This window comes from Nonomuraea sp. GTA35 (assembly GCF_041950525.1).
Lineage (GTDB): Bacteria > Actinomycetota > Actinomycetes > Streptosporangiales > Streptosporangiaceae > Nonomuraea.
Genome location: NZ_JBGNUV010000012.1, coordinates 356,393 through 375,666, shown reverse-complemented (window position 1 = coordinate 375,666; position 19,274 = coordinate 356,393). Strand labels below are relative to the sequence as shown.

At 73.2% G+C, this 19,274-nt stretch carries 17 protein-coding genes; 11 read left to right on the top strand and 6 right to left on the bottom strand.

Annotation, left to right across the window (positions count from 1 at the left end):
- Nucleotides 1-147 precede the first annotated feature (147 nt).
- The 6 genes from ACBJ32_RS42645 (at nt 148) to ACBJ32_RS42620 (ending at nt 6,004) form a co-directional block, all read left to right on the top strand.
- Nucleotides 148-1,434, top strand: a complete 1,287-nt coding sequence (locus tag ACBJ32_RS42645; protein WP_375131628.1) for an MFS transporter — start codon at nt 148-150, stop codon at nt 1,432-1,434.
- Between the two features lie 202 nt (nt 1,435-1,636).
- Nucleotides 1,637-1,798, top strand: coding sequence for a hypothetical protein (locus ACBJ32_RS42640; protein WP_375131627.1), 162 nt, complete (start codon nt 1,637-1,639; stop codon nt 1,796-1,798).
- A 61-nt stretch (nt 1,799-1,859) separates the two neighbouring features.
- Nucleotides 1,860-2,834: an MvdC/MvdD family ATP grasp protein gene (locus tag ACBJ32_RS42635; protein WP_375131626.1), complete on the top strand. Its 975-nt coding sequence runs from the start codon at nt 1,860-1,862 to the stop codon at nt 2,832-2,834.
- Nucleotides 2,831-3,799, top strand: coding sequence for a hypothetical protein (locus ACBJ32_RS42630; protein ID WP_375131625.1), 969 nt, complete (start codon nt 2,831-2,833; stop codon nt 3,797-3,799). The genes ACBJ32_RS42635 and ACBJ32_RS42630 overlap by 4 nt, the downstream gene beginning before the upstream one ends.
- A 166-nt stretch (nt 3,800-3,965) precedes the next feature.
- Nucleotides 3,966-4,691 (top strand): ABC transporter ATP-binding protein, encoded by a 726-nt coding sequence (locus tag ACBJ32_RS42625; RefSeq protein WP_357885944.1) that lies wholly within the window; start codon nt 3,966-3,968, stop codon nt 4,689-4,691.
- Nucleotides 4,688-6,004, top strand: a complete 1,317-nt coding sequence (locus tag ACBJ32_RS42620) for an FtsX-like permease family protein (protein WP_375131624.1) — start codon at nt 4,688-4,690, stop codon at nt 6,002-6,004. The genes ACBJ32_RS42625 and ACBJ32_RS42620 overlap by 4 nt, the downstream gene beginning before the upstream one ends.
- Nucleotides 6,005-6,092: 88 nt before the next feature.
- Here ACBJ32_RS42620 and ACBJ32_RS42615 read toward each other — a convergent pair whose 3' ends face one another.
- The 3 genes from ACBJ32_RS42615 to ACBJ32_RS42605 are packed head-to-tail and all read right to left on the bottom strand — an operon-like array spanning nt 6,093 to nt 8,217.
- Nucleotides 6,093-6,863 carry a hypothetical protein gene (locus tag ACBJ32_RS42615; RefSeq protein WP_375131623.1) on the bottom strand — a complete coding sequence of 257 codons (771 nt, stop codon included), beginning with the start codon at nt 6,861-6,863 and terminating at the stop codon, nt 6,093-6,095.
- Nucleotides 6,860-7,360 (bottom strand): SigE family RNA polymerase sigma factor, encoded by a 501-nt coding sequence (locus ACBJ32_RS42610; protein WP_357885938.1) that lies wholly within the window; start codon nt 7,358-7,360, stop codon nt 6,860-6,862. The genes ACBJ32_RS42615 and ACBJ32_RS42610 overlap by 4 nt, the downstream gene beginning before the upstream one ends.
- Before the next feature lie 59 nt (nt 7,361-7,419).
- Nucleotides 7,420-8,217, bottom strand: a complete 798-nt coding sequence (locus tag ACBJ32_RS42605) for a helix-turn-helix domain-containing protein (RefSeq protein ID WP_375131622.1) — start codon at nt 8,215-8,217, stop codon at nt 7,420-7,422.
- A gap of 77 nt (nt 8,218-8,294) precedes the next feature.
- On the opposite strand from ACBJ32_RS42605, the gene ACBJ32_RS42600 reads away from it, so the two are divergent.
- Genes ACBJ32_RS42600 through ACBJ32_RS42590 form a run of 3 tightly spaced genes read left to right on the top strand, consistent with a single transcriptional unit; the run spans nt 8,295 to nt 12,302 of the window.
- Nucleotides 8,295-9,698, top strand: a complete 1,404-nt coding sequence (locus ACBJ32_RS42600) for an MFS transporter (protein ID WP_375131621.1) — start codon at nt 8,295-8,297, stop codon at nt 9,696-9,698.
- A gap of 34 nt (nt 9,699-9,732) precedes the next feature.
- Nucleotides 9,733-11,283, top strand: a complete 1,551-nt coding sequence (locus ACBJ32_RS42595) for a PP2C family protein-serine/threonine phosphatase (protein WP_375131620.1) — start codon at nt 9,733-9,735, stop codon at nt 11,281-11,283.
- Entirely contained in the window at nt 11,280-12,302 is a 1,023-nt protein-coding gene (locus tag ACBJ32_RS42590; protein WP_375131619.1) for a B12-binding domain-containing protein, read from the top strand. The genes ACBJ32_RS42595 and ACBJ32_RS42590 overlap by 4 nt, the downstream gene beginning before the upstream one ends.
- A gap of 57 nt (nt 12,303-12,359) precedes the next feature.
- Here ACBJ32_RS42590 and ACBJ32_RS42585 read toward each other — a convergent pair whose 3' ends face one another.
- Nucleotides 12,360-14,180, bottom strand: coding sequence for a rhamnogalacturonan lyase (locus ACBJ32_RS42585; protein ID WP_375131618.1), 1,821 nt, complete (start codon nt 14,178-14,180; stop codon nt 12,360-12,362).
- A 353-nt stretch (nt 14,181-14,533) separates the two neighbouring features.
- On the opposite strand from ACBJ32_RS42585, the gene ACBJ32_RS42580 reads away from it, so the two are divergent.
- The gene (locus ACBJ32_RS42580) at nt 14,534-16,063 is read left to right on the top strand and encodes an amidohydrolase family protein (RefSeq protein ID WP_375131617.1); all 1,530 of its coding nucleotides are present in this window, start codon (nt 14,534-14,536) and stop codon (nt 16,061-16,063) included.
- Here the strand turns inward: ACBJ32_RS42580 and ACBJ32_RS42575 are convergent.
- Nucleotides 16,023-17,054, bottom strand: a complete 1,032-nt coding sequence (locus tag ACBJ32_RS42575; RefSeq protein ID WP_375131616.1) for an MFS transporter — start codon at nt 17,052-17,054, stop codon at nt 16,023-16,025. The two genes, ACBJ32_RS42580 and ACBJ32_RS42575, sit on opposite strands and share 41 nt — an antisense overlap.
- A 122-nt stretch (nt 17,055-17,176) precedes the next feature.
- Between ACBJ32_RS42575 and ACBJ32_RS42570 the strand changes: the two genes are divergently transcribed.
- On the top strand, nt 17,177-18,472 hold the full coding sequence (locus ACBJ32_RS42570; protein ID WP_375131615.1) for a cytochrome P450: 1,296 nt from the start codon (nt 17,177-17,179) through the stop codon (nt 18,470-18,472).
- Nucleotides 18,473-18,585: 113 nt separating this feature from the next.
- Here the strand turns inward: ACBJ32_RS42570 and ACBJ32_RS42565 are convergent, their stop codons facing one another.
- Nucleotides 18,586-19,215 carry a TetR family transcriptional regulator gene (locus ACBJ32_RS42565; RefSeq protein WP_375131614.1) on the bottom strand — a complete coding sequence of 210 codons (630 nt, stop codon included), beginning with the start codon at nt 19,213-19,215 and terminating at the stop codon, nt 18,586-18,588.
- Nucleotides 19,216-19,274: the final 59 nt, after the last annotated feature.

Genomic DNA, 19,274 nt, shown 5'->3' with positions numbered 1-19,274 from the left:
GCCGTGGGCTGGTCACGACCGTCGAAGCCGTGGCTGGTCATGACGGTCAGAGCCGTGGCTGGTCATGACCGTCCGAGCCGTAGGCCGATGATGTAGCCGTCACCTAAAAGCTGTCGTGGCGGCGTCCCGGCGCCGGAAGATCGCGGCATGACGCAGAGCGAGGCCGCGCCGCGCCTGTCCTCGGGGTACTGGCGGTTGTGGTGGGCGACGGGGATCAACAGCGTCGGGGACGGGGCGTTCGCGGCCGCGGTTCCGCTGCTGGCCGTCACGGTCACCCAGGACGCGCGGCTCGTGTCGGTGGTGTCCGCGGCGACCTTCCTGCCCTGGTTGCTGCTGTCGTTGCCCGCCGGGGCGCTGGCCGACCGGTACGACCGGGTGGCGCTCATGTGGCGGGCTCAGGCGATCCAGGCGGTGATCGTCGGTGTCATCGCGGTCCTCGCCGCGTTCGACCGGATCGATGTCCCGGTTCTGGCGGTCATGGCGTTCGCGCTGGGGGCCTGTACGGTCGTCTTCGCCAACGCGGCGCAGGCCGTGCTGCCGGATCTCGTGGCGAAGCCGCTGCTGCACAAGGCGAACGGTCATCAGCAGGCGATCACCACGATCGGCCTGCAGTTCGCCGGGCCGCCGGTCGGTGGCCTGCTCTTCGCGGTCGCCGTGGCGTTGCCGTTCGGGCTGGACGCCGCCTCGTTCGCCCTGTCCGCCGTGCTGCTGGCGACGCTGTCCAGGTCCGGCGGTCGTCAGCGTTCCGGCCGCGAGGTCGGAGGCCATGGCCGCTGCGGCGGTCGCCACCAGTACCGGCGCCCGCCGGCCGAGCGTCCGATGGCCGAGCACCCTCCGATGCGGACGGCGATCGCGGACGGACTGCGCCGGCTGGCCGGGCACCGGCTGCTGCGAACCCTCGCCGTCCTGCTCGGCGTCAACACCTTCTGCTGGCAGCTCGGCAACGTCTCGCTGGTCCTGCTGGCGACCCAGGAGCTGCACCTCGACGCCCCCGGTTACGGCCTGCTGCTCGCCGGCGCCGCCATCGGCAGCCTGCTCGGCGGCCTGCTCGGCGCGCCCATCGTCGAGCGGTTGGGCGCGCTGCCCGCCCTGCTCGCCGCGCTCGTCACGAACGTCGTCACCTTCGTCGGCATCGGACTGAGCCCGAACGCGATCGTGCTCGGCGCCCTGCTGGCCATCACCGGTTTCGTCACCACGCTCTGGAACATCGTGACCGTCAGCCTGCGGCAGCAGATCGTGCCGTCCGAGCTGCTCGGCCGGGTGAACAGCGTCTACCGCATGCTCGGCTGGGGGCTGATGCCGCTCGGGGCGCTGGTCGGCGGGCTGGTGGCGCACACGTCCGGGGTGCACGCGCCGTACCTCGTCGCGGGAGCGCTGCGCGGGATCTTCCTGCTGGCCGCCCTGCCCGTGCTGGTCCGGGCCATGCGGGACTGACGCCCGGGTCGACGGGGCCGCCGCGTGCGCCGGCGCCTTCCTGGGATCGCATCAAACGGGATTTCTCCCCCTCCAAGCCACATTCAAGTCGGCTCCAAATCCCGGCTGGTGTGCTTCACCCACGAGCCGTGGGACTCCGGCGCGCAGGCTCTGCGGCTCGTACGTCGAGAAAGCTCGCACGTCGAGGAAAGGGAGGGATGTCATGAACAAGAAGATCGTGAACCTGGACGATCTGAGCGACGAGCTGCCGGTGATCGACGAGGCCGACCTCGGTCTCGTTTCGGGTGGCAGGCCGATGGAGCGCTGCTACCACACGAACGGCACCGAAGGCAGGCCGTCCGACGGCTGGGTGTCCGACTACTAAAGAACACTCGGCGTCGCGCGGGAGGGGCCCCGGGCTCCTCCCGCGCGGCTGAGGGGGGCACATGCTACTGATTCTCAGCGAACCCGGCGACACCACCGTCCGGATGGTCCTGCCCAAGCTCAAGGCCAGGGGCGCCGAAGTCGTCTGGTGGGATCCTGCCCAGTACCCGGCCGCCGCCCACCTGACCGCCCGGTTCGCGGCGGGCGGGACCGAGCTCGGGCTGGTCACCGGCGGGGAGGTCGTGGATCTCGCCGAGACGACGGCCGTGTGGAACCGGCGCCCCGGGCAGCCCGCCGCCGCCCGGAGCGTCACGGCCGGGGATCTGCGGGAGCGGGTGGGGGAGCTCTCGGAGTGGTTCCTGGAGGGCTTCTGGGACCTGCTGGACGCGCGATGGCTGCCGGCCAGGCACCCGGTGCTGCGCAGGGCGCACAACAAGCTGGTCCACCTGGCCCTGGCCCAGGAACTGGGCTTCACCGTGCCGCGTACGGTGATCACCAACGATCCGGCCGAGCTGGTGCCCGCCTACGAACGCGAGGGCGGGCGGCTGATCGCGAAACCGATCGAGTACGCCCCGTTCGAGATCGACGGCGCGCGGCACACCGTCTACACCACCGTGGTGCAGCGCAGGGATCTGGCGGGCCGCGGCCGGCTGGCGCACGAGCCGACGATCCTGCAGCCGTACGTGCGCAAGGCCGTGGAGCTGCGGGTCACCGTGGTGGGACGGCGGGTCTTCGCCGCGGAGATCGCCTCGCAGGACTCGCCGCGCACCCGGGACGACTGGCGGCACTACGACTTCGACCGGGCCCGCCACAGCGTGCACCACCTGCCCGACGACGTCGCCCGCCGGTGCGCCGACCTGGTCGCCGCGCTCGGCGTGTCGTTCGGGGCGATCGACCTCATCCTGACCCCTGAGGGGGAGTACGTGTTCCTCGAGATCAACCCCAACGGTCAGTGGGGCTGGATCGAGGACCTGACCGGCCTGCCCATCGGCGCCGCCATCGCCGACTGGCTCACTGGAGAAACGGACGCGCCATGACACAGCCCTCTCTCGGCCCGGCACTCGAAAGCGGCGTGAGCCTGCTCCGCGGCCTGACCCGCCGGCGCTCGGCGGTGGAGGAGGCCCGGCGCGCCGCCGCCGCCTGGGCGCGGTCGCATCCCGCGCTCGCCGCCCAGCTCGTGAGCAACCCGCGGCCCGGCTCGCCGGTCGTGGACTACGACCTGCTGATCGACGACCCCGCGGGCGGCACGATCATGCTCGGCGTGCAGCCGGACGACGGGACGTCCTGGCTGGTCGACCATTCGACCCACTGGGCCGCCGGTAACCTGCTGACCGTCGACGGCATGCAGATCTCCATGCCCGAGGCGATGCTCATGCTCCGCTCGCTCACGCGTGCCGGGCTGTCGCCGCAGGAGGAGCTGGTGCGGTTCTGCGTCCTGCGCAACGCCGCCGCCAAGGAGGAGGCCGGCCTGGACGACATCCAGGCGGCCGCGGACGCCTTCCGCAGGCGCCACGGCCTCACCGGCCGGGAGGCGATGCTGAAGTGGCTGGAGCGGATGGGCATGAGCGCCGAGGCGTTCCATGACCACATGGCGACGAACGCCAAGGACGACAGGTTCCGTACCCGGATGCGTGCCGAGCTGGGCCCCGAGTATCTGGCCCGCCATCGCGACCGGTTCGCCAGGGTGTGGGCGGTCTGGGCGCTGTCCGAGGACCCGGTCGAGGTCGCTGAGCTCGACGGATCCCTCGGCGACCGCTGGGGCCTGCGGCTGACGCGGATCCGGGCGTGGTCGGGGGAGCTGCCCGAGCCGCTGCGAGCGGCGCCGGCCGGGAGCGGCGTCGGGCCGGTTCCCTTCGAGGGGCGGTTCCTGACGGGCTCGGTCCACAAGCGGGAGGAGGCCGTGGCGGACGCGGACACGCTGGAAGCGGCGGGGGCGGCCGCCTTCGAGGAGTGGCTGGCCGGCGCCGCCGAGCAGGCGCGCGTCACGTGGCACTGGCTCTGACCGCCCCGGCACGGATCCCGCGCGGCGATGCCGTCCTGGCGCGATGACCTGGACGGCTCCCTCGACGGCACCGCCGGGACCTGGGGCGAGGCCGGGCAGGTCCCAGGGGCCGATGGGGGATGTTCCGGATGGGCGGCGGGCCGCGCGTTACGGCACGCTGTCGATCATGAATGATCATGCGGTCCTCCTGGAGGAGGTGACCAGGACCTACGGGAAGGGCGCCACAGAGGTGGCCGCGCTCCGGCAGGTCAGCGTCGGGTTCGCGCGCGGGAGTTTCACCGCGGTGATGGGCCCGTCCGGGTCGGGGAAGAGCAGCCTGCTGCAGTGCGCGGCGGGGCTGGACCGGCCGGATTCCGGGGCGGTGCGGGTGGCGGGGGAGGACATCACCCGCCTGGGGGAGAAGCAGCTCGCGGTGCTGCGCCGCGACCGGGTCGGCGTCGTGTTCCAGGCGTTCAACCTGGTGCCGTCGCTGACCGCGTGGCAGAACGTCGTGCTGCCGAGCAGGCTGGCCAGGCGGCGGCCGGACCCGGCGCGGGTGCGGGAGCTGCTGCGCCGGGTCGGCCTGGAGGGGCGGGAGGGGCACCGGCCGGCGCAGCTGTCCGGCGGGCAGCAGCAGCGGGTGGCGATCGCGCGGGCCCTGCTGGGCAGGCCCGAGGTGCTGTTCGCCGACGAGCCGACGGGAGCGCTGGACCGGGCCACCGGGCACGAGGTGCTGCGGTTGCTGCGGGAGGCGGTCGGCGAGTTCGGGCAGACGGTGGTGATGGTCACGCACGATCCGGAGGCCGCGGCGCGGGCGGACAGGGTGCTGTTCCTGACCGACGGCCGGATCGTGGACGTGCTGGAGCGGCCCTCCGCCGAGCAGATCGGCACGCGGCTGGGCGGCCGCCGGTGACGCTCGTCCTCGCCGTCAACAACGTCCGGGCCAACCGGATGGGGGTGGCCGCGTCGTTCGCCGCGGTGCTCCTGGCCGTCACGCTGGTGGCCGGAGGCGGCCTGGTGGTCGCCGCCGCGGGCGCCAGGGACGAGCTGAACGACGTCATGGGCCTGCTGGTGCTGTCGGCCGTGGTGTCCGGGTTCGTGTCGGTGTTCGTGGTCGCGGGCACGCTGAGCCTGCACGTGTTGCGGCAGCACAGGACGTGGGGGCTGCTGCGGTCGGTCGGCATGACGCCGCGGCAGGTGCGGCGGCTGGTCACCGTGGAGGCGCTGGTGGTGGCCGTGCTGGCGAGCGCGGCCGGCTGCGTGCTGGCCGTGCCGTACGCCGTGCTGATGGCCGGGTTCGTGCGGCTGACCGGGCTGGCGCCCGCCGGCGTGCCGGTGCGGGTCACGCCGGGGCCGTTCATCGTGGCGCTCGTGGTCGGGCTGGTGGTGACGCTGCTCGCGGCCCGGGTCGCGGCGCGCAAGGCGGTACGGGTGGGGCCGCTGGAGGTGCTGCGCGACAGCGCGGCGCAGCGGCTGCTGCTGCCCTGGCCCAGGGCCGTCGCCGGGGTGGTGGCGCTGGGCGGGGGCGGGGCGCTGGTGTTCCTGGTGCCGCGGGTCGAGCCGGTCGCCGCGGTGCCGACCGGGCTGGGGGCGACGATGGCGCTCTGCGTGGGCGCCTCCGCGCTGGGCCCGGTGGTGCTGCGCGGGATCGGCTGGCTGCTGGGAGCCGTGGTGGCCGGGCTGGACCCCGGCGCGGGGATGCTGGCCAGGGCGTCGCTGGTCGCCCAGCCGCGCCGGGCGATGTCGGCGGCGTCGCCGGTGATGCTGACCGTGGCGCTCGCGTGCACCTTCCTGTTCGCCGTGACGACCTCGGACGTGGCGGCGGGTGTCACCCGTACGGGGGCGTCGGTGTGGGCGGCCCCGACCCTGGTGGGGTCGGCGGTGATCTACACCGTGATCTCGGTGCTCAACGCCACCGCGATGACGATGACCGAGCGGGCCGAGGAGCTCAGGCTGCTGCGGACGGTGGGGACCGCGCCGCGGCAGCTCACCAGGGCGGTGGTCTGGGAGACGCTGATCGTGACCGCCGTGGGCGTGCTGATCGGCACGGGCATCGCCGCCGCCTGCCTCACCGCGCTCGGCCAGGCCGCCACCGGCCGGCCGTGGTTCGCCTACTCGCTGCCGCAGTACGCCGGGCTGGTGCTGGTCTGCGCGGTGAGCGGGCTGGCCGGCGGGCTGGCGGCGACCCGGCGGGCGCGTCGCGGCCCCCTGCTGCAGGGTCGGTGACGGCCGCGGCCCTCCGCTGCCCGGCCGAGGACGGTCGCGGCTCCCCGCTGCCCGGTCGGTGACCGCCGCCGCCCGCACCCGTACGGAGTCAGCGGCTGGGAGTCGCTGAAGCGGCGGGCCGGTCGTAGATCGCGACCGCCCACCTGCCGGAACGGTCACCCACCTCCGCCTGGAGCCGTTCGCGGACCTTCGGGTCCCTCAGCGCGCGGGTCTGGGCCGACTCGTCGCAGTCCGTGCCCTTTCCGACCGGCGGGCAGCCGTTGATTTCCTCGGCCACCTTCCGGACCGGGGCGTCCGAGGGGAAGATCCAGACGTCCAGCTTCTGCGGGCGCTGCAGCCAGCCCTCGGGCGCGGAGAGCTCGTCGTGGTGCCCGCCGAACGAGGTGCCGCACCGTCCCGACGAGCCGCCCAGCTCGCCGCCCTTGAGCGGCTGCGTCGTGATGACCCAGGCCCGGGGATCGTCGCAGAGCACCTTGTACCCGGTCGAGGTGCTGGTCGGGACGTAGGTCACGGAACGGGCGCCCATCGTCTCGAAGCGTTCGGAGTGGATGAGGGGCATGTCGAACCGCTCGGCCCCCAGCCGCACCTCGAACTTCTCGGGGATCTCCGGGCCGGGCGGCTCGACGCTGGCCGAGTCCACGGGCTGCTGGGCGACCGGGGCTCCGCCCGGCGGCAGCTGCACGCCGGACAGGGCGACCGCGGTGACGGCCAGGGCCGCGGCGCCGGCCGTCAGGGCCCGCCGGGTGCGGCGGATGCGCCGGCCACGCCGGATGACCGTGTCGAGCCGGGCGGGGCCGCCTTCCGGCTCCCCGGCCCGCCTGGTCAGGAGCTCTCGCAGGTCGTTCTCGGTGTGGTTCATCGCTGGACCCTCTCCAAGCTCATGGTCTGAATGTCCGGATCGACCCGAAGACGGGCGAGAGCTCGGCTGAGCTGGCTCTTCACCGCTCCCAGCGAGCACCCCATGATCTGCGCGACCTGCGTCAGCGTGCGTCCCTCGTAGTAGTGCAGGACGATCACCGCACGCTGGCGCGGGGACAGCGTGCCGATGGCGCTCCAGAGCGCGGCCTGGTCGTCCACCTCGGCCGCCGCGTCGCGCGGATCGGCGGTCTCGGGGAGCGTCTCGGCCGGGACCTCGCCGCGCCAGCGCCTGCGCCACCAGGACGTGTGGGTGTTCACGATGATCCGATAGACGTACGGGTCGGGGTTGCCCTCGATCCGCCGCCAGGCGAGCCACGCCTTCGCCAGCGCGGTCTGCACCACATCCTCGGCCGTGCCCCAGTCCCGGGTGAGGAGGTACGCCATCCGGCACAGCCGTAGCTGCCGGTGTGCCACGTACTCGGCGAACCCGTCGTCCATCCGTCATCTCCGTCTCGTCGTCATCCGGTGATGACTACTGCCTGGGACCCGGATCCGGATTACAGCGGCCGCCGCACTCCTGGCGCGAGAAGGGCGCGCACCCGGCCGGGCGTGTTTCCCAGCTCGGCACGCATGATCCTGGTCAGGTGGGCCTGGTCGCTGAAGCCCAGGCCGGCCGCGAGGGCGGCGAGGTCCGTCTCGCCCTGGTCCATGCGGGCCAGCGCCTGGCTGACCCGTACGCGGTTGCGGTAGCGGCTCAACGGCATGCCGACGTGGTGCCGGAACGTGTGGCTCAGGTGCGACGGGGACGTCTCCAGCAGGCGGGCCAGCTCCACCAGGCTCGCCCCGGCGAGCGGGTCGGCGAGGATCGCCTCCCTGGCGCGCTCGGCGAGGCCGGCCCGCCCCGGCGGCGGGGAGTCGTGCGGCTGCTCGCGCAGGGCCAGCCGCAGGAGGTCGAGCACGGCCTCCGCGCCGGCGAAGCCGGGGTCGCCACCGGAACGCAGGAGCAGCCGGTGGGCCAGTTCGAGCCGCGCGTCCACCCGGACGGCCCGCGAGCGCGGCGCCGCCCGCACCCCGGCGGTCAGCTCGTCACCGGCGAACGTGACCGACGTGCACACGTCGCCGCCCGCCGGATGCGCGAACCGCATCTCCTCCCCGGGAAGGTGCAGATAACCGGTGGCGGGCTCGACGATCACCCCCAGCCCCCGGACGTGGACCCGGAACCGGCCCCGCCGGACCAGCACGACGTGCGCGGACGGCGCCGCCTCCGGAGCCGACCAGCGAGCGTGGTCGTCGGTGCACTCGACCGAGCGGATCGCGAAGTGGCGGCTCTCCATCACCGTCCTCGTGGTACGCACCGCACCACCGTACGGCAGCCCGCAGATCCGCATATTCCTTCAATACCGGACAGCCGCCCCCGCCCCATGCTGGGCGAATGATCACTCTTGCCCGCCGCGGCCGGATGCTGGCCGTGCTGCTCACCGGCCAGGTCATGGCCTCCATGGACGGCTCCATCGTCTCGGTGGCGGCGCAGACCATCCGCGAGGACCTGCGGGCGGACGGGGCCGCGATCCAGCTCATCGTGTCCGGGTACCTGCTGACCACCGGCGTGCTCCTGGTGACCTGCGCGCGGATCGGCGACGTGATCGGGCACCGGCGGGCGTTCCTGCTGGGGCTCGGCTGGTTCACCACCGCGTCGCTGCTGTGCGGGCTGGCGCCCACGGCGACCGTGCTGGTGCTCGCCCGCATCGCGCAGGCCGCCGGCGCGGCGCTGCTGACGCCGCAGATCTTCGCGCTCATCGTCCAGCACTTCGACGGGGCGGCCAGGCGCCGGGCGATCGGCGTCTACAGCATGGTGCTCGCCCTGGGGGTGGCGCTGGGCCAGGTCATCGGGGGACTGGTGGCCGGGGCCGACCTGTTCGGGCTCTCGTGGCGGCCGATCTTCCTGGTCAACGTGCCGATCGGGCTGGTCGTGGCGGTGGCCGGGCGGCGGGTGCTGCCGGGCTCGCGTACGGACGGGCAGGCCCGGCTCGACCCGGCGGGCGTCGCGCTGCTGACGGCCGCGATGACCGCGCTCACCGCCCCGCTCATCTTCGGCCAGGACCAGGGCTGGCCCGCCTGGGCGTGGGCCTCGCTGGCGGGCGGCGTGGCGCTGCTGGCGGGGTTCGCCGGTTACGAGACCAGGGCGCGGCATCCGCTGCTGGACCCGGCGGCGCTGCGACCCGCGGGCGTGCGGCCGGGGCTGGCGGCCTGCTGGATCGTCATGGGCTGCTACACCGTCTTCCTGCTCACCCTGACCCTGCACCTCCAGGGCGCGCTCGGGTACTCGCCGCTCCGGGCGGGGCTGGCGTTCGTGCCGTACGCGCTGGGGTTCGGCGCGCTCAGCCTGACCTGGAGCCGCTACCCGCGGCGGCTGCGGGACGCCCTGCCGGTGGCGGGACCGCTCGCGTTCGCGGCCGGAGCCGGCCTGCTGGCCCTGCGCTGGCACGAGGTCGCCTCCGTGCCGCTGCTGATGCTCGCCGGGGCCGGGCACGCCGCCGGGTACAGCCCGCTGATCGCGCGCATCACGTCCCTGGTGGAGCCGCGGCTGGCCTCGGCGATCTCGGCGCTGAACGCCACCGGCCCCGTGCTCGCCGGGGTGACCGCCGTGGCCGGGCTCGGCAGCGTCTACTTCGCCGCGCCCACCTCCGCCGACGGCCTGCGACGGGTCACCGTCGCCGTGGCCGTGCTCCTCCTCATCGGTACGGCCTGCGCCGCCCGGGTCACGCTCGCGCAGCGGAGGAAAGATCCTGCAAAGAAGCGATATGGCGGAAAGAGGGCTCCGGTGTCCCGCCGGTAGCGTGGAGAGTCCGGGGGTCTCGCGGGATGGTGCCATGGTCGGGATGGTGTGGGAGGACGCGCCGTACCCCATGCTGGCGGTCAGCACGACGGGGACCGTCGAGCAGGCGAACAAGGCGGCCCGGCTGCTGCTCGCCGGCCCCGTCGTCGGCGAGCGGGTGGAGCACGCGGCCCCCGAGTGGCTGTCGCGGGCGCACTTCGGGTGCGGAGGGTCGGAGCGGTACGGCGAGATCGGCGACCGGGTGTACCAGGCGCACGCCGTGTACGCGGCGGCCGACCGGGTCGTCTGGTGGCTCACCGACGTCAGCGGCACGCAGCACGCGGTGGACTCGCTGCGGGAGTGGGCCGCGTTCCTGGCCGAGGCCTCCGACGAGCTGCTGCCCTCGCTGAATCTGGACCGCTGCCTGGCGGTGACCGCCTGCCTGGCCGCCCGCCGCCTGGCCGACGCCGCGCTGGTCGTCCTGCCGAGACCCGGACGCCGGTACGCGATCGCCCGCTGCCGCCGGGGAGGCGAGGCGGTCAGGGAGGACGTGTCCATCGACCCTGGCACGTTCCCCGGCCTGGCCGAGGCGTTGCAGGGCTTCCCGCCGGTGCCCACGCGCTGGGTCGCCCCGGAGGAGGCCCCCGGCTGGGCGCTGCGCGACGGGCCAGGCGAGGTGGGCTCGGTGGCGGTGGCCGCCCTGCCCGGCCACGGGCTGCCGGCGGGAGCGCTGGTGCTGGTGCGCGGCTCGCGGGCGCGCTTCTCGGACGACGAGCGCATGTTCGTCCGGCTGTTCGCGCTGTGGGCCGGCTCCGCGATCTCGGTCGCGCGCCTCTACGTCGAGCAGACGGTCATCACCGAGACCCTGATGTCCGAGCTGCTGCCGCCGCCCACGCCGGCCCTGGACGGGGTGGAGCTGGCGGCCCGCTACCGGCCCGCGGGCCCCAGCGAGCGGGTCGGCGGCGACTTCTACGACGTGTACCCGGTCGCGGGTTCCGGACGCGAATCGCTGGTGGTGCTCGGCGACGTGGCGGGCAAGGGCCTGGAGGCCGCCGTGCTCACCGGCCGCATCCGCAACACCCTGCGGGCCCTGCTGCCGCTGGCCGACGACCACCACCGCGTACTGGAGCTGCTGAACGGGGTGCTCGTCAACGACGGCGATCCGACCCGTTACGTCACGCTCGTGCTGGCCTCGTTCCAGCATCGCGGCCCGCGGGTGGCGATGCGGCTCACCAGCGCCGGGCACCCGGCGCCGCTGATCATGCGCAACGACGGCCGTGTCGAGGCGGTCCCGGCCGTCGGCACGCTGATCGGCGTGCTTGACGACATCACCAGCGTCACCGACTCGGTGGTGCTGGAGCCCGGCGAGACCTGCCTGCTCTACAGCGACGGCATCATCGAGGCCAGGGGCGGCCCGCTCGGCGACGAGTTCTTCGGCGAGGAGCGGCTGAGCGAGCAGCTCCGGCAGTGCGCCGGCATGCCTCCCGAGGCGCTGGCGGAGCGGGTGCAGATGCTCGCCTCCCAGTGGGTCGGCGAGGGCGAGCACGACGACATGGCGGTCGTCGCCATCTCGGCGCCCCGCGCGGCAGGGGAGGAACGCCTGTGACGGACGCCGTCGAGGAGCGGGTGGAGGCGTTGTGGGCGGCGGCGACGGCCGGCGACGAGCACGCCGCGACCGGCCTGGCGATGGACGCGCTCGACGCCGGCATGCCCATGGAGACCCTGCTGCTGGACGTGGTGGCCGCCGTGCAGTCGCGCATCGGCCACGAGTGGGCGGCCAACCACATCTCGGTCGCCCAGGAGCACACCGCCACGGCGGTCAACGAGCGGGTGCTCGCCACCCTGGCGCACCGCTCCTCCCGGCCGGCCGATCAGGCCATGGGGCGGATCATGGTGGCGTGCATCGACGGCGAGTGGCACGCGTTCCCCGCGCGGCTGCTGGCCGAGGTGCTGCGGGTGCGCGGCTGGCAGGTCGACTACCTGGGCGCGCAGGTCCCCACGCCGCACCTGGTCGCGCACCTGCACCTGACCAACCCGGACGCGGTGGCGCTGTCCAGCTCGCTGGCGATCCGGCTGCCGGCCGCGCACGCCGCGATCACCGCCTGCCAGGCGGCGGGCACGCCGGTCGTGGCCGGGGGCGCCGCCTTCGGCCCCGACGGCCGCTACGCCCGCCTCCTCGGCGCCGACGCCTGGGCCCCGGACGCCCGGGCCGCCGCCGACCTGCTGGCCGCCGGGCCGCTGCCGCGCCGGACCACCTCCCGCGAAGAGCCGCGGCAACTGGCCGACCGGGAGTACACCGAGCTCACCCGGTCCGCCGGGGACCTGGTGCGGGACATCGTGGCCGACCTCACCCGGCGCATGCCGCAGCTCGCGGGCTACACCGAGCAGCAGCTCGGACGGACGGCGGAGGACGTCGCCTACCTCGTCGACTTCCTGCGCGCCGCCCTGTACGTCGACGACCCCGAGCTCTTCTCCTCCTTCGTGGGCTGGATGACCAGCGTGCTCGCGGCGCGCGGCATCCCGGAGTCCGCGGTGCCGGCCGCCCTGGACGCGCTGGCCGATCGCGTCACCGGCTACCCCCGGGCCCTGCGCATGCTCGCCCAGGCACGCGCCGGGCTCGGGTGAGTCCCGCGATCGGCGGCGCGTGCCTGTCCGGTGAGGGGATCTACGTACGTACGGAGGTCAGCGCACGTAGATGTCCGGCCGCGGGGGCGTGGGCATGCGGTCGCCGAGGAAGAAGCTGGTGTGCGGAGGCTGGTTGTAGGCGGTGTTCTGCCAGGCCACCGAGACGCGGTAGAGCGGGTCGTGCATCAGCGTGTAGATGCGCCGGTCCGTCGGCGTGGTGGTGGCGTGGATGCGCAGGGCGCGGTTGTCGCTGGTGGGCCAGATGACCTCCTCACGCCAGTCGCCGAACAGGTCGGCCGACAGCGACGGGGTGGCCTTGGTGCCGTTGTTGGAGTGCACGCCGGAGGCGGTCAGCAGGCGGGTGTCGGAGCTGGTGCCGTACTTGTCGATCCTGGTCTGGTCGAGCAGTTCCCTGAGCGGGTCGGCGTCCCACCAGATGAGGAAGTTCACCGAGGACGGCTCGCGGCCCGCGCTGTTGCCGGTGACGCTGCGCATCGTGGTGTCCGAGGCGGACCAGAACTCGCCGGCGACCCGGACCGTCGAGATGTCGCCGGCCACGCCGCGGCCGTTGTCGGAGCCCGCGGCGGTGGACCACAGGATGCCGCCGGTGCGCGGGTCGATGTAGAGCGAGCTGGGCTGCGAGGAGGACTCGCTGACCTTGAAGTACTCCAGCCCGGCCCTGGCCGGGTCGAAGTCGCCCAGGTGCTGGGCGTCGCCGTGGCCGGTGCGGGTGGACCACATGCCGGTGCCGTTGTCGTTGACGGCCATGGCGCCGTAGACGATCTCGTCGCGGCCGTCCTGGTCGATGTCGCCGACGGACAGGCTGTGGCTGCCCTGCCCGGCGTACTGGGAGCCGGCCGAGTTGCTGTCGAACGTCCAGCGCTTGGTGAGCGCGCCGTTGCGGAAGTCCCAGGCGGCGATGACGCTGCGGGTGTAGTAGCCGCGGGCCATGATCAGCGAGGGGCGTTCGCCGTCCAGGTACGCGGTCCCGGCCAGGAACCGGTCGACGCGGTTGCCGTAGTTGTCGCCCCAGGAGGAGACCGTGCCGCGGGGCGGGTCGTAGTTCACCGTGGACATGGCGGCGCCGGTCAGGCCGTTGAACATGGTCAGGTACTCGGGGCCGCTGAGCACGTAGCCGCTGGAGTTGCGGTGGTCGGCGCCGGAGCTGCCGATGACCGTGCCGGCGCCGTCCCTGGTGCCGTCGGCGGTCTTCATGGCCACCTCGGCGCGGCCGTCGCCGTCGTAGTCGTAGACCTGGAACTGCGTGTAGTGCGCGCCGGCCCGGATGTTGCGGCCCAGGTCGATGCGCCACAACCGGGTGCCGTTCAGCCGGTACGCGTCCACGAACACGTTGCCGGTGTAACCGGACTGCGAGTTGTCCTTGGCGTTGGACGGGTCCCACTTCAGCACGATCTCGTACTGCCCGTCGCCGTCCACGTCGCCGACGCCGGCATCGTTGGCGCTGTAGGTGTAGGAGACGCCGTCCGGGGTGGTGCCGCCGGAGGGCGGCTGGATGGGCACGTCCAGGTACGAGCCGCCGGTGAAGCGCAGGGAGGCGGGCGAGGCGGCCTGCTCGGCCCCGTTCACGACGGCGCGGACGGTGTAGGAGGACTCGGCCGTGGCGCCGTTGTCGAGGTAGTTGGTCGAGCCCGTCAGGCCGGTCGCGACCCTGGTCGAGCCGCGGTAGACGTTGAAGGCGACGCCGTCGGGGTCGGTGCCGAGCAGCCGCCAGGAGACGAGGTTGCCGGAGCCGGAGCGTACGCTGACCAGCCCCCGGTCCAGGTCCTCCATCTGCTTGGTCGGCGGTGCGGCTTGGACGGGGTGCGCGGTCGCTGCCAGGGCCAGGACGGCGGCCGCGGCGGCCAGGTGTAAGCGCATGGCGGTTTCCTTTACGGTCGGTAAGCGCTTTCCCAATGGGCAAAAAGAAAGTTTCACGAGGCGGGGCGGCGCGGTGATAGCGCTAACAGGACGGCGTGGAGATCGAGGGCGGCGGAAAATGTCGCCCGACCTGCGGGGATGTTCACGGAGGCTCCTCGTCGGCGGCAGGGGTGGCTGGGTCAGCGCCGGGCGTATTTAAAACCGACCGGTATGTCGTCCGCAAGAGTGCCTTGCCGCCGCTTTGACTTCATGCCCGATCCGGATGTCAGCGACCGGCCATGGAACCTACGCCGGCGAACGACGTTGTATGACATGACAAGATTTATTGACTCTTGCGATGTTGGGTGGGTTACATGGTCGATCTCATCCTCAGCGGTGGCACCGTGTACGACGGTCTCGGGTCCCCGGCCTTCGTCGGCGACGTCGCCATCTCGGGCGGCTGGGTCGTGGAGATGGGGCGGGAGCTCGGGGCCGCGCGCCGGGTGATCGACGTCACGGGGCTGGCCGTGGCGCCGGGGTTCGTGGACGCCCACGCGCATTCCGACCTGGTGCCGCTCATGGCGCAGCCGCAGCCGTTCAAGCTGCTGCAGGGCGTCACCACCGAGGTCAACGGCAACTGCGGCTTCTCCTACGCGCCCGACGCCTCCGTGCTGGCGGAGGTGACCGGCGTGGCCGTGCCCGACTGGATGTTCGCCGAGTACCTGGAGACGATCACGGCGGCCGGGCCCACGAACCACATGGCGACCCTCATCGGGCACTCGACGCTGCGCGCGGCCGTGGCCGGGTTCGACGAGCGCCTGCGCGACGGCGACCTGGAGCGGATGTGCGATCTCGCCGCGGCGGCCTTCGCGGCGGGCGCGTGCGGGCTGTCCAGCGGGCTGATCTACCCGCCGGGCGGCTACGCCGGCACCGAGGAACTGGTGGCGCTGGCCGGCGTGGCGCACGGGTACGGGGCGCCGTACGCCACGCACCTGCGTGACGAGGGCGCGGGGCTGGCGGCGGCGCTGGACGAGGCCATCGAGGTGGCACGGCGGGCCCGCGTGCGGCTGCAGGTGTCGCACTGCAAGGTCGCCGGACGGGCCAACCACGGGCGGGCCCGGATGTTGCTCGACCGGCTGCGCGAGGCACGGATGCGCGGGGTGGACGTGCGCGGGGACCAGTACCCCTACGTCGCGGGCGCGACCGTGCTGGCCGCGCTGCTGCCGCCGTCGGCGCTGGCCGGCGGCCGGGTGCGCGAGGTGCTGGCGGCGCCGGCCGAGCGCGAGCGGCTGCGCGCGCGGGCCGAGGCGGGCGGGACGGGGGCGGGCCTGTGGCAGGACGTCACGCCGGAGGACGTCCTGGTCACCGCGCACGCCGAGCCCTCCTACACCGGCCGCTCGCTGGCCGACATCGCCCGCAGGCTGGAGGTGGACGCCTGGGCGGCCACCTGCGCGCTGGTCGCCGCCGACCCCGCCGCCACGATGGTGGCCTTCCTGATGGCCGAGGAGGACCTGACCGAGATCATGGCCGACCCGCTCATCGGCATCGGCTCCGACAACGGGCTCCCCACCGGCCTGGAGCACCCCCGCACGTGGGGCTGCTTCCCGCGCTTCTTCGGCACGTACGTGCGGGAGCGCGAGGTCGTCTCCTGGGAGGAGGCCGTACGCAAGGCGACCTCCGCGAACGCCGACCAGTTCGCCCTGCGCGGGAGGGGCTGGCTGGGGCCCGGGGCCTGGGCCGACATCTGCGTCTTCGACCCGGGCACCATCGGCCATGCCGGCACCTACGCCACCCCCTCGGCCCGGCCGTCCGGAATCGTGCACGTGCTGCTCGAAGGGCAGGTGGTGGTGGAGTCGGGCGAGTTCACGGGCGAGCGCAGGGGCCGCGTCCTACGGGTGCGCTGACCGGGCCTCCTCGCGGGACGCCGCAGATGAATCCGCCGGCCCCGCCGGACAGGGCGAGCAGCAGGGTGAACGGCTGGCTCGCCAGCAGGGCCACCCAGGCCAGGCGATAGGTGCCGAGCCTGCGGTGCAGCAGCACGGCCGCCAGCGGTCCGAGGAGGATCGAGCCGTAGCCGATGACCGTCAGGGACAGCGAGAGGTACCCGCTCGCCGGTACACCGTGCACCAGCGCGCCGCGCGCCGCGTCCTGCACCTCGTCGGTGAACTCGGCGGACAGGGTCGTCACCATCAGGCACAGGGCGATCGCCCGCAGCGCCGGCTCGCGCAGGGTGAAGCGCACTCCTTCCACCGCCTCGCGCCAGAGCCCGGCCCGGGACGGCGGCGGCTCCTCGACCGCCTCGACCGCCTCGACCGTCTGGATCGGCTCGTCGGCCTCGACCCCTCGGAACGCCGCCGCCGCGAGGAGCAGCAACACGCAGACGACGATCACGAGCGCCGGACCCTCGGGTTCGGTCCAGGCCAGCAAGACCCCGATCGCCACCATGACGCCCTGCGGCAGCACGTACAGCAGGGCATTCGCGCCGACCAGGCGGTCGCGGCCGACGATCGCCGGCAGGTACGCCTCCTGACCGACCGGCCCCAGAGCCGTCAGGCAGCCCACCATGATCATCCCGGCCGCGGCGGCGGGAGCTCCCGCCGCGTCCCATCCTGCCGTCGCCCCGCGGGTGATCGCGAGCCCCGCCGCGCCCACGAGCGCCAGCGCGACCAGCACCGTACGGCGCCGCCGCGCCCGGTCCACGAGCACCCCGAGCAGCGGCGCCACCAGAAGGGCGGCGACGGTCGCCGCGAGCCCGCGCAACTGGTACACGCCCGGCGTCACGGAGGCCAGATCGAGCAACGGCGGAGTGCTGAACGTGAGGGCAACGGCGACGAGGGCGACAGCGAGGCCGAAGAGCGGCAGCCGTCGCGGCCGTAACGGGCTAGGAATGATCATCCGGACATCTTGCTACAACCGCCGGAGGGGGCGTGATGGGCCGGTTCGATGGTGGAGCTGGATGAAGTCATCCCGTAGCAGAATGTAACTCCGGCGGCAGGTGTCGCCGACTGCGCGGTGACATGACCACGAAGCGCTCTGGCCCGGATCGTCGGTTGAGCGGACAGTTGAAGTCCCTCCGACACGGGAGACTGCGCATGGAACCCCTGCAGATTCCAGTCCCTGGTGAGCGAACGTCGCAGACGATCCGCCGGTTCAGGGACGAAGGCGGACCCGTCGTTCCCATCGAGTTGCCGGGCAAGGTCCACGCCTGGATGGTGACCTCGTACGAGAGCGTCAACGAGGTGCTGGCCAACGACGGCACCCTGTACAGCAAGAGCCATCTCAACTGCCCCGCCATGCACGACGGCACCATCCCCCCTGACTGGCCGCTGCGCCAGCTCGTCCAGGGCGACCACCTGCTGACCAAGGACGGCGACGACCACCGCCGGCTGCGCGGCCTGATCAACCGCGCGTTCACCCCCGCCCGGGTGGCCTCCATGGCGCCACGCATCCAGGAGATCACCGACGGGCTGCTCGACGGGCTCGCAGGCGAGGGCGAGGTGGTGGACCTCGTACGGCACTTCAGCGAGCCGCTGCCCATCGCCGTGATCTGCGAGCTGTTCGGCGTGCCGGAAGCGGAGCGCTACCAGCTCCGCGAGTGGACGAACGTGCTGCTCTTCCACACCGCCGGCCCGGAGGAGGCCGCCGCGGCGGCGCAGGCGATGCTGGCGTACCTGGCCGCGTTCATCGAGCGCAAGCGCGCCGAGCCGGGCGACGACCTGACCAGCGGCCTCATCCAGGCGCAGGAGGACGACGGGGACCGGCTGTCGGACAACGAGATGTTGTGGATCCTGTGGCTGGTGCTCATCGCCGGTCACGAGACCACCGTGCACCTGATCGCGAACACGGTCATCGCCCTGTGCGCCGACCCCGCCCAGGTGCCCGTCACCGACGACCACGACTCCTGGGCGAGGGTGGTGGAGGAGGCGCTGCGCAGCCGTAACTCGGTGCTCAACGTGATGTTCCGCTACCCGCTCAAGGACGTGCAGGTGGCCGGCACGAAGATCCCGGCGGGCGAGCCGATCGCCGTCGCGCTCGACGGGGCGGACACGGACCCGGCCAGGTACGGCGCGGACGCCGCTCGCTTCGACGCCTCGCGCAAGCCGGACGTGCACGTCGGCTTCGGTCGCGGGCCGCACTTCTGCCTGGGCGCGCCGCTGGCCAGGCTGGAGATGCGGATCGCGCTGTCGTCGTTGTTCGGCCGCTTTCCCGGGCTGCGGCTGGCGATCGGGGCGGACGAGATCCCCTACACGCCGTCGCTCATCACGGAGGGGCCGATGAGGCTGCCGGTGGTGCTCGGGCCTCGCAGCCGGTAGCTGGGGTGGTGCTGGAGAGACGGCCCCTGGAGCTGACTGGTGGGGGTGGTGCCGGACGGCGGGTTCCCGGCGTCCGGCCGGTGGGGTGGTGCTGGAACAGCCGGATCCCGGAGTCAGCCGGTGGGGTGGTGCTGGACGTCCGGATCCCGGAGCCGGCCGGTGAGGTGGTGCTGGACGACCGGGGCCAGGATGGAGGCGGCGTCCTGCCTGGGCAGTGAGGCCAGGGGCCCGATGCGCAGCACGTACCGTGCCGTCGCCACGCCGAGCAGGTAGGCCCCGGTGAGGGCGGCGCGCAGCTCGGCGTCGTCGGCGTCGATGGCCCGCGCCAGGGGCAGCATCACCGCGTCCGTCATGAACGCCGTGACCATGGCCGACGCGCTCGGCGCGGCCGTGGCGGCCCGGATGACGGCCAGCATCCTGGGGCCTGTGTGCGGGTCCTCCCACAGCTCCAGATAGCGGCGGGCGAGGCGCATGCCGAGGTCGGCCGCCTCGCCCTCGCCGGCCAGCGTGACCAGGTCCCGCATGGGCGGGTCGGCGCGCAGGGCGGCCTCGAAGAGCCCGTCCTTGCTGCCGAAGAACTGCACCACCAGAGCGGGATCGACGCCCGCCGTCCGGGCCACCCCGCGGATCGTGGTGCCGTCGTAGCCGGAGTCGGCGAAGCTGCGCTGCGCGGCCTCGAGTATCTCCTCGCGCGTACGGGTCGCGCCTGGTCGCCGCCCGCCGGCCCGTTTTTGTTGTGGCATGCCCCCAGATTATCTCACCACTGTTGAGTTTTGTGTGTTACGGTTAACTCAACAGCGTT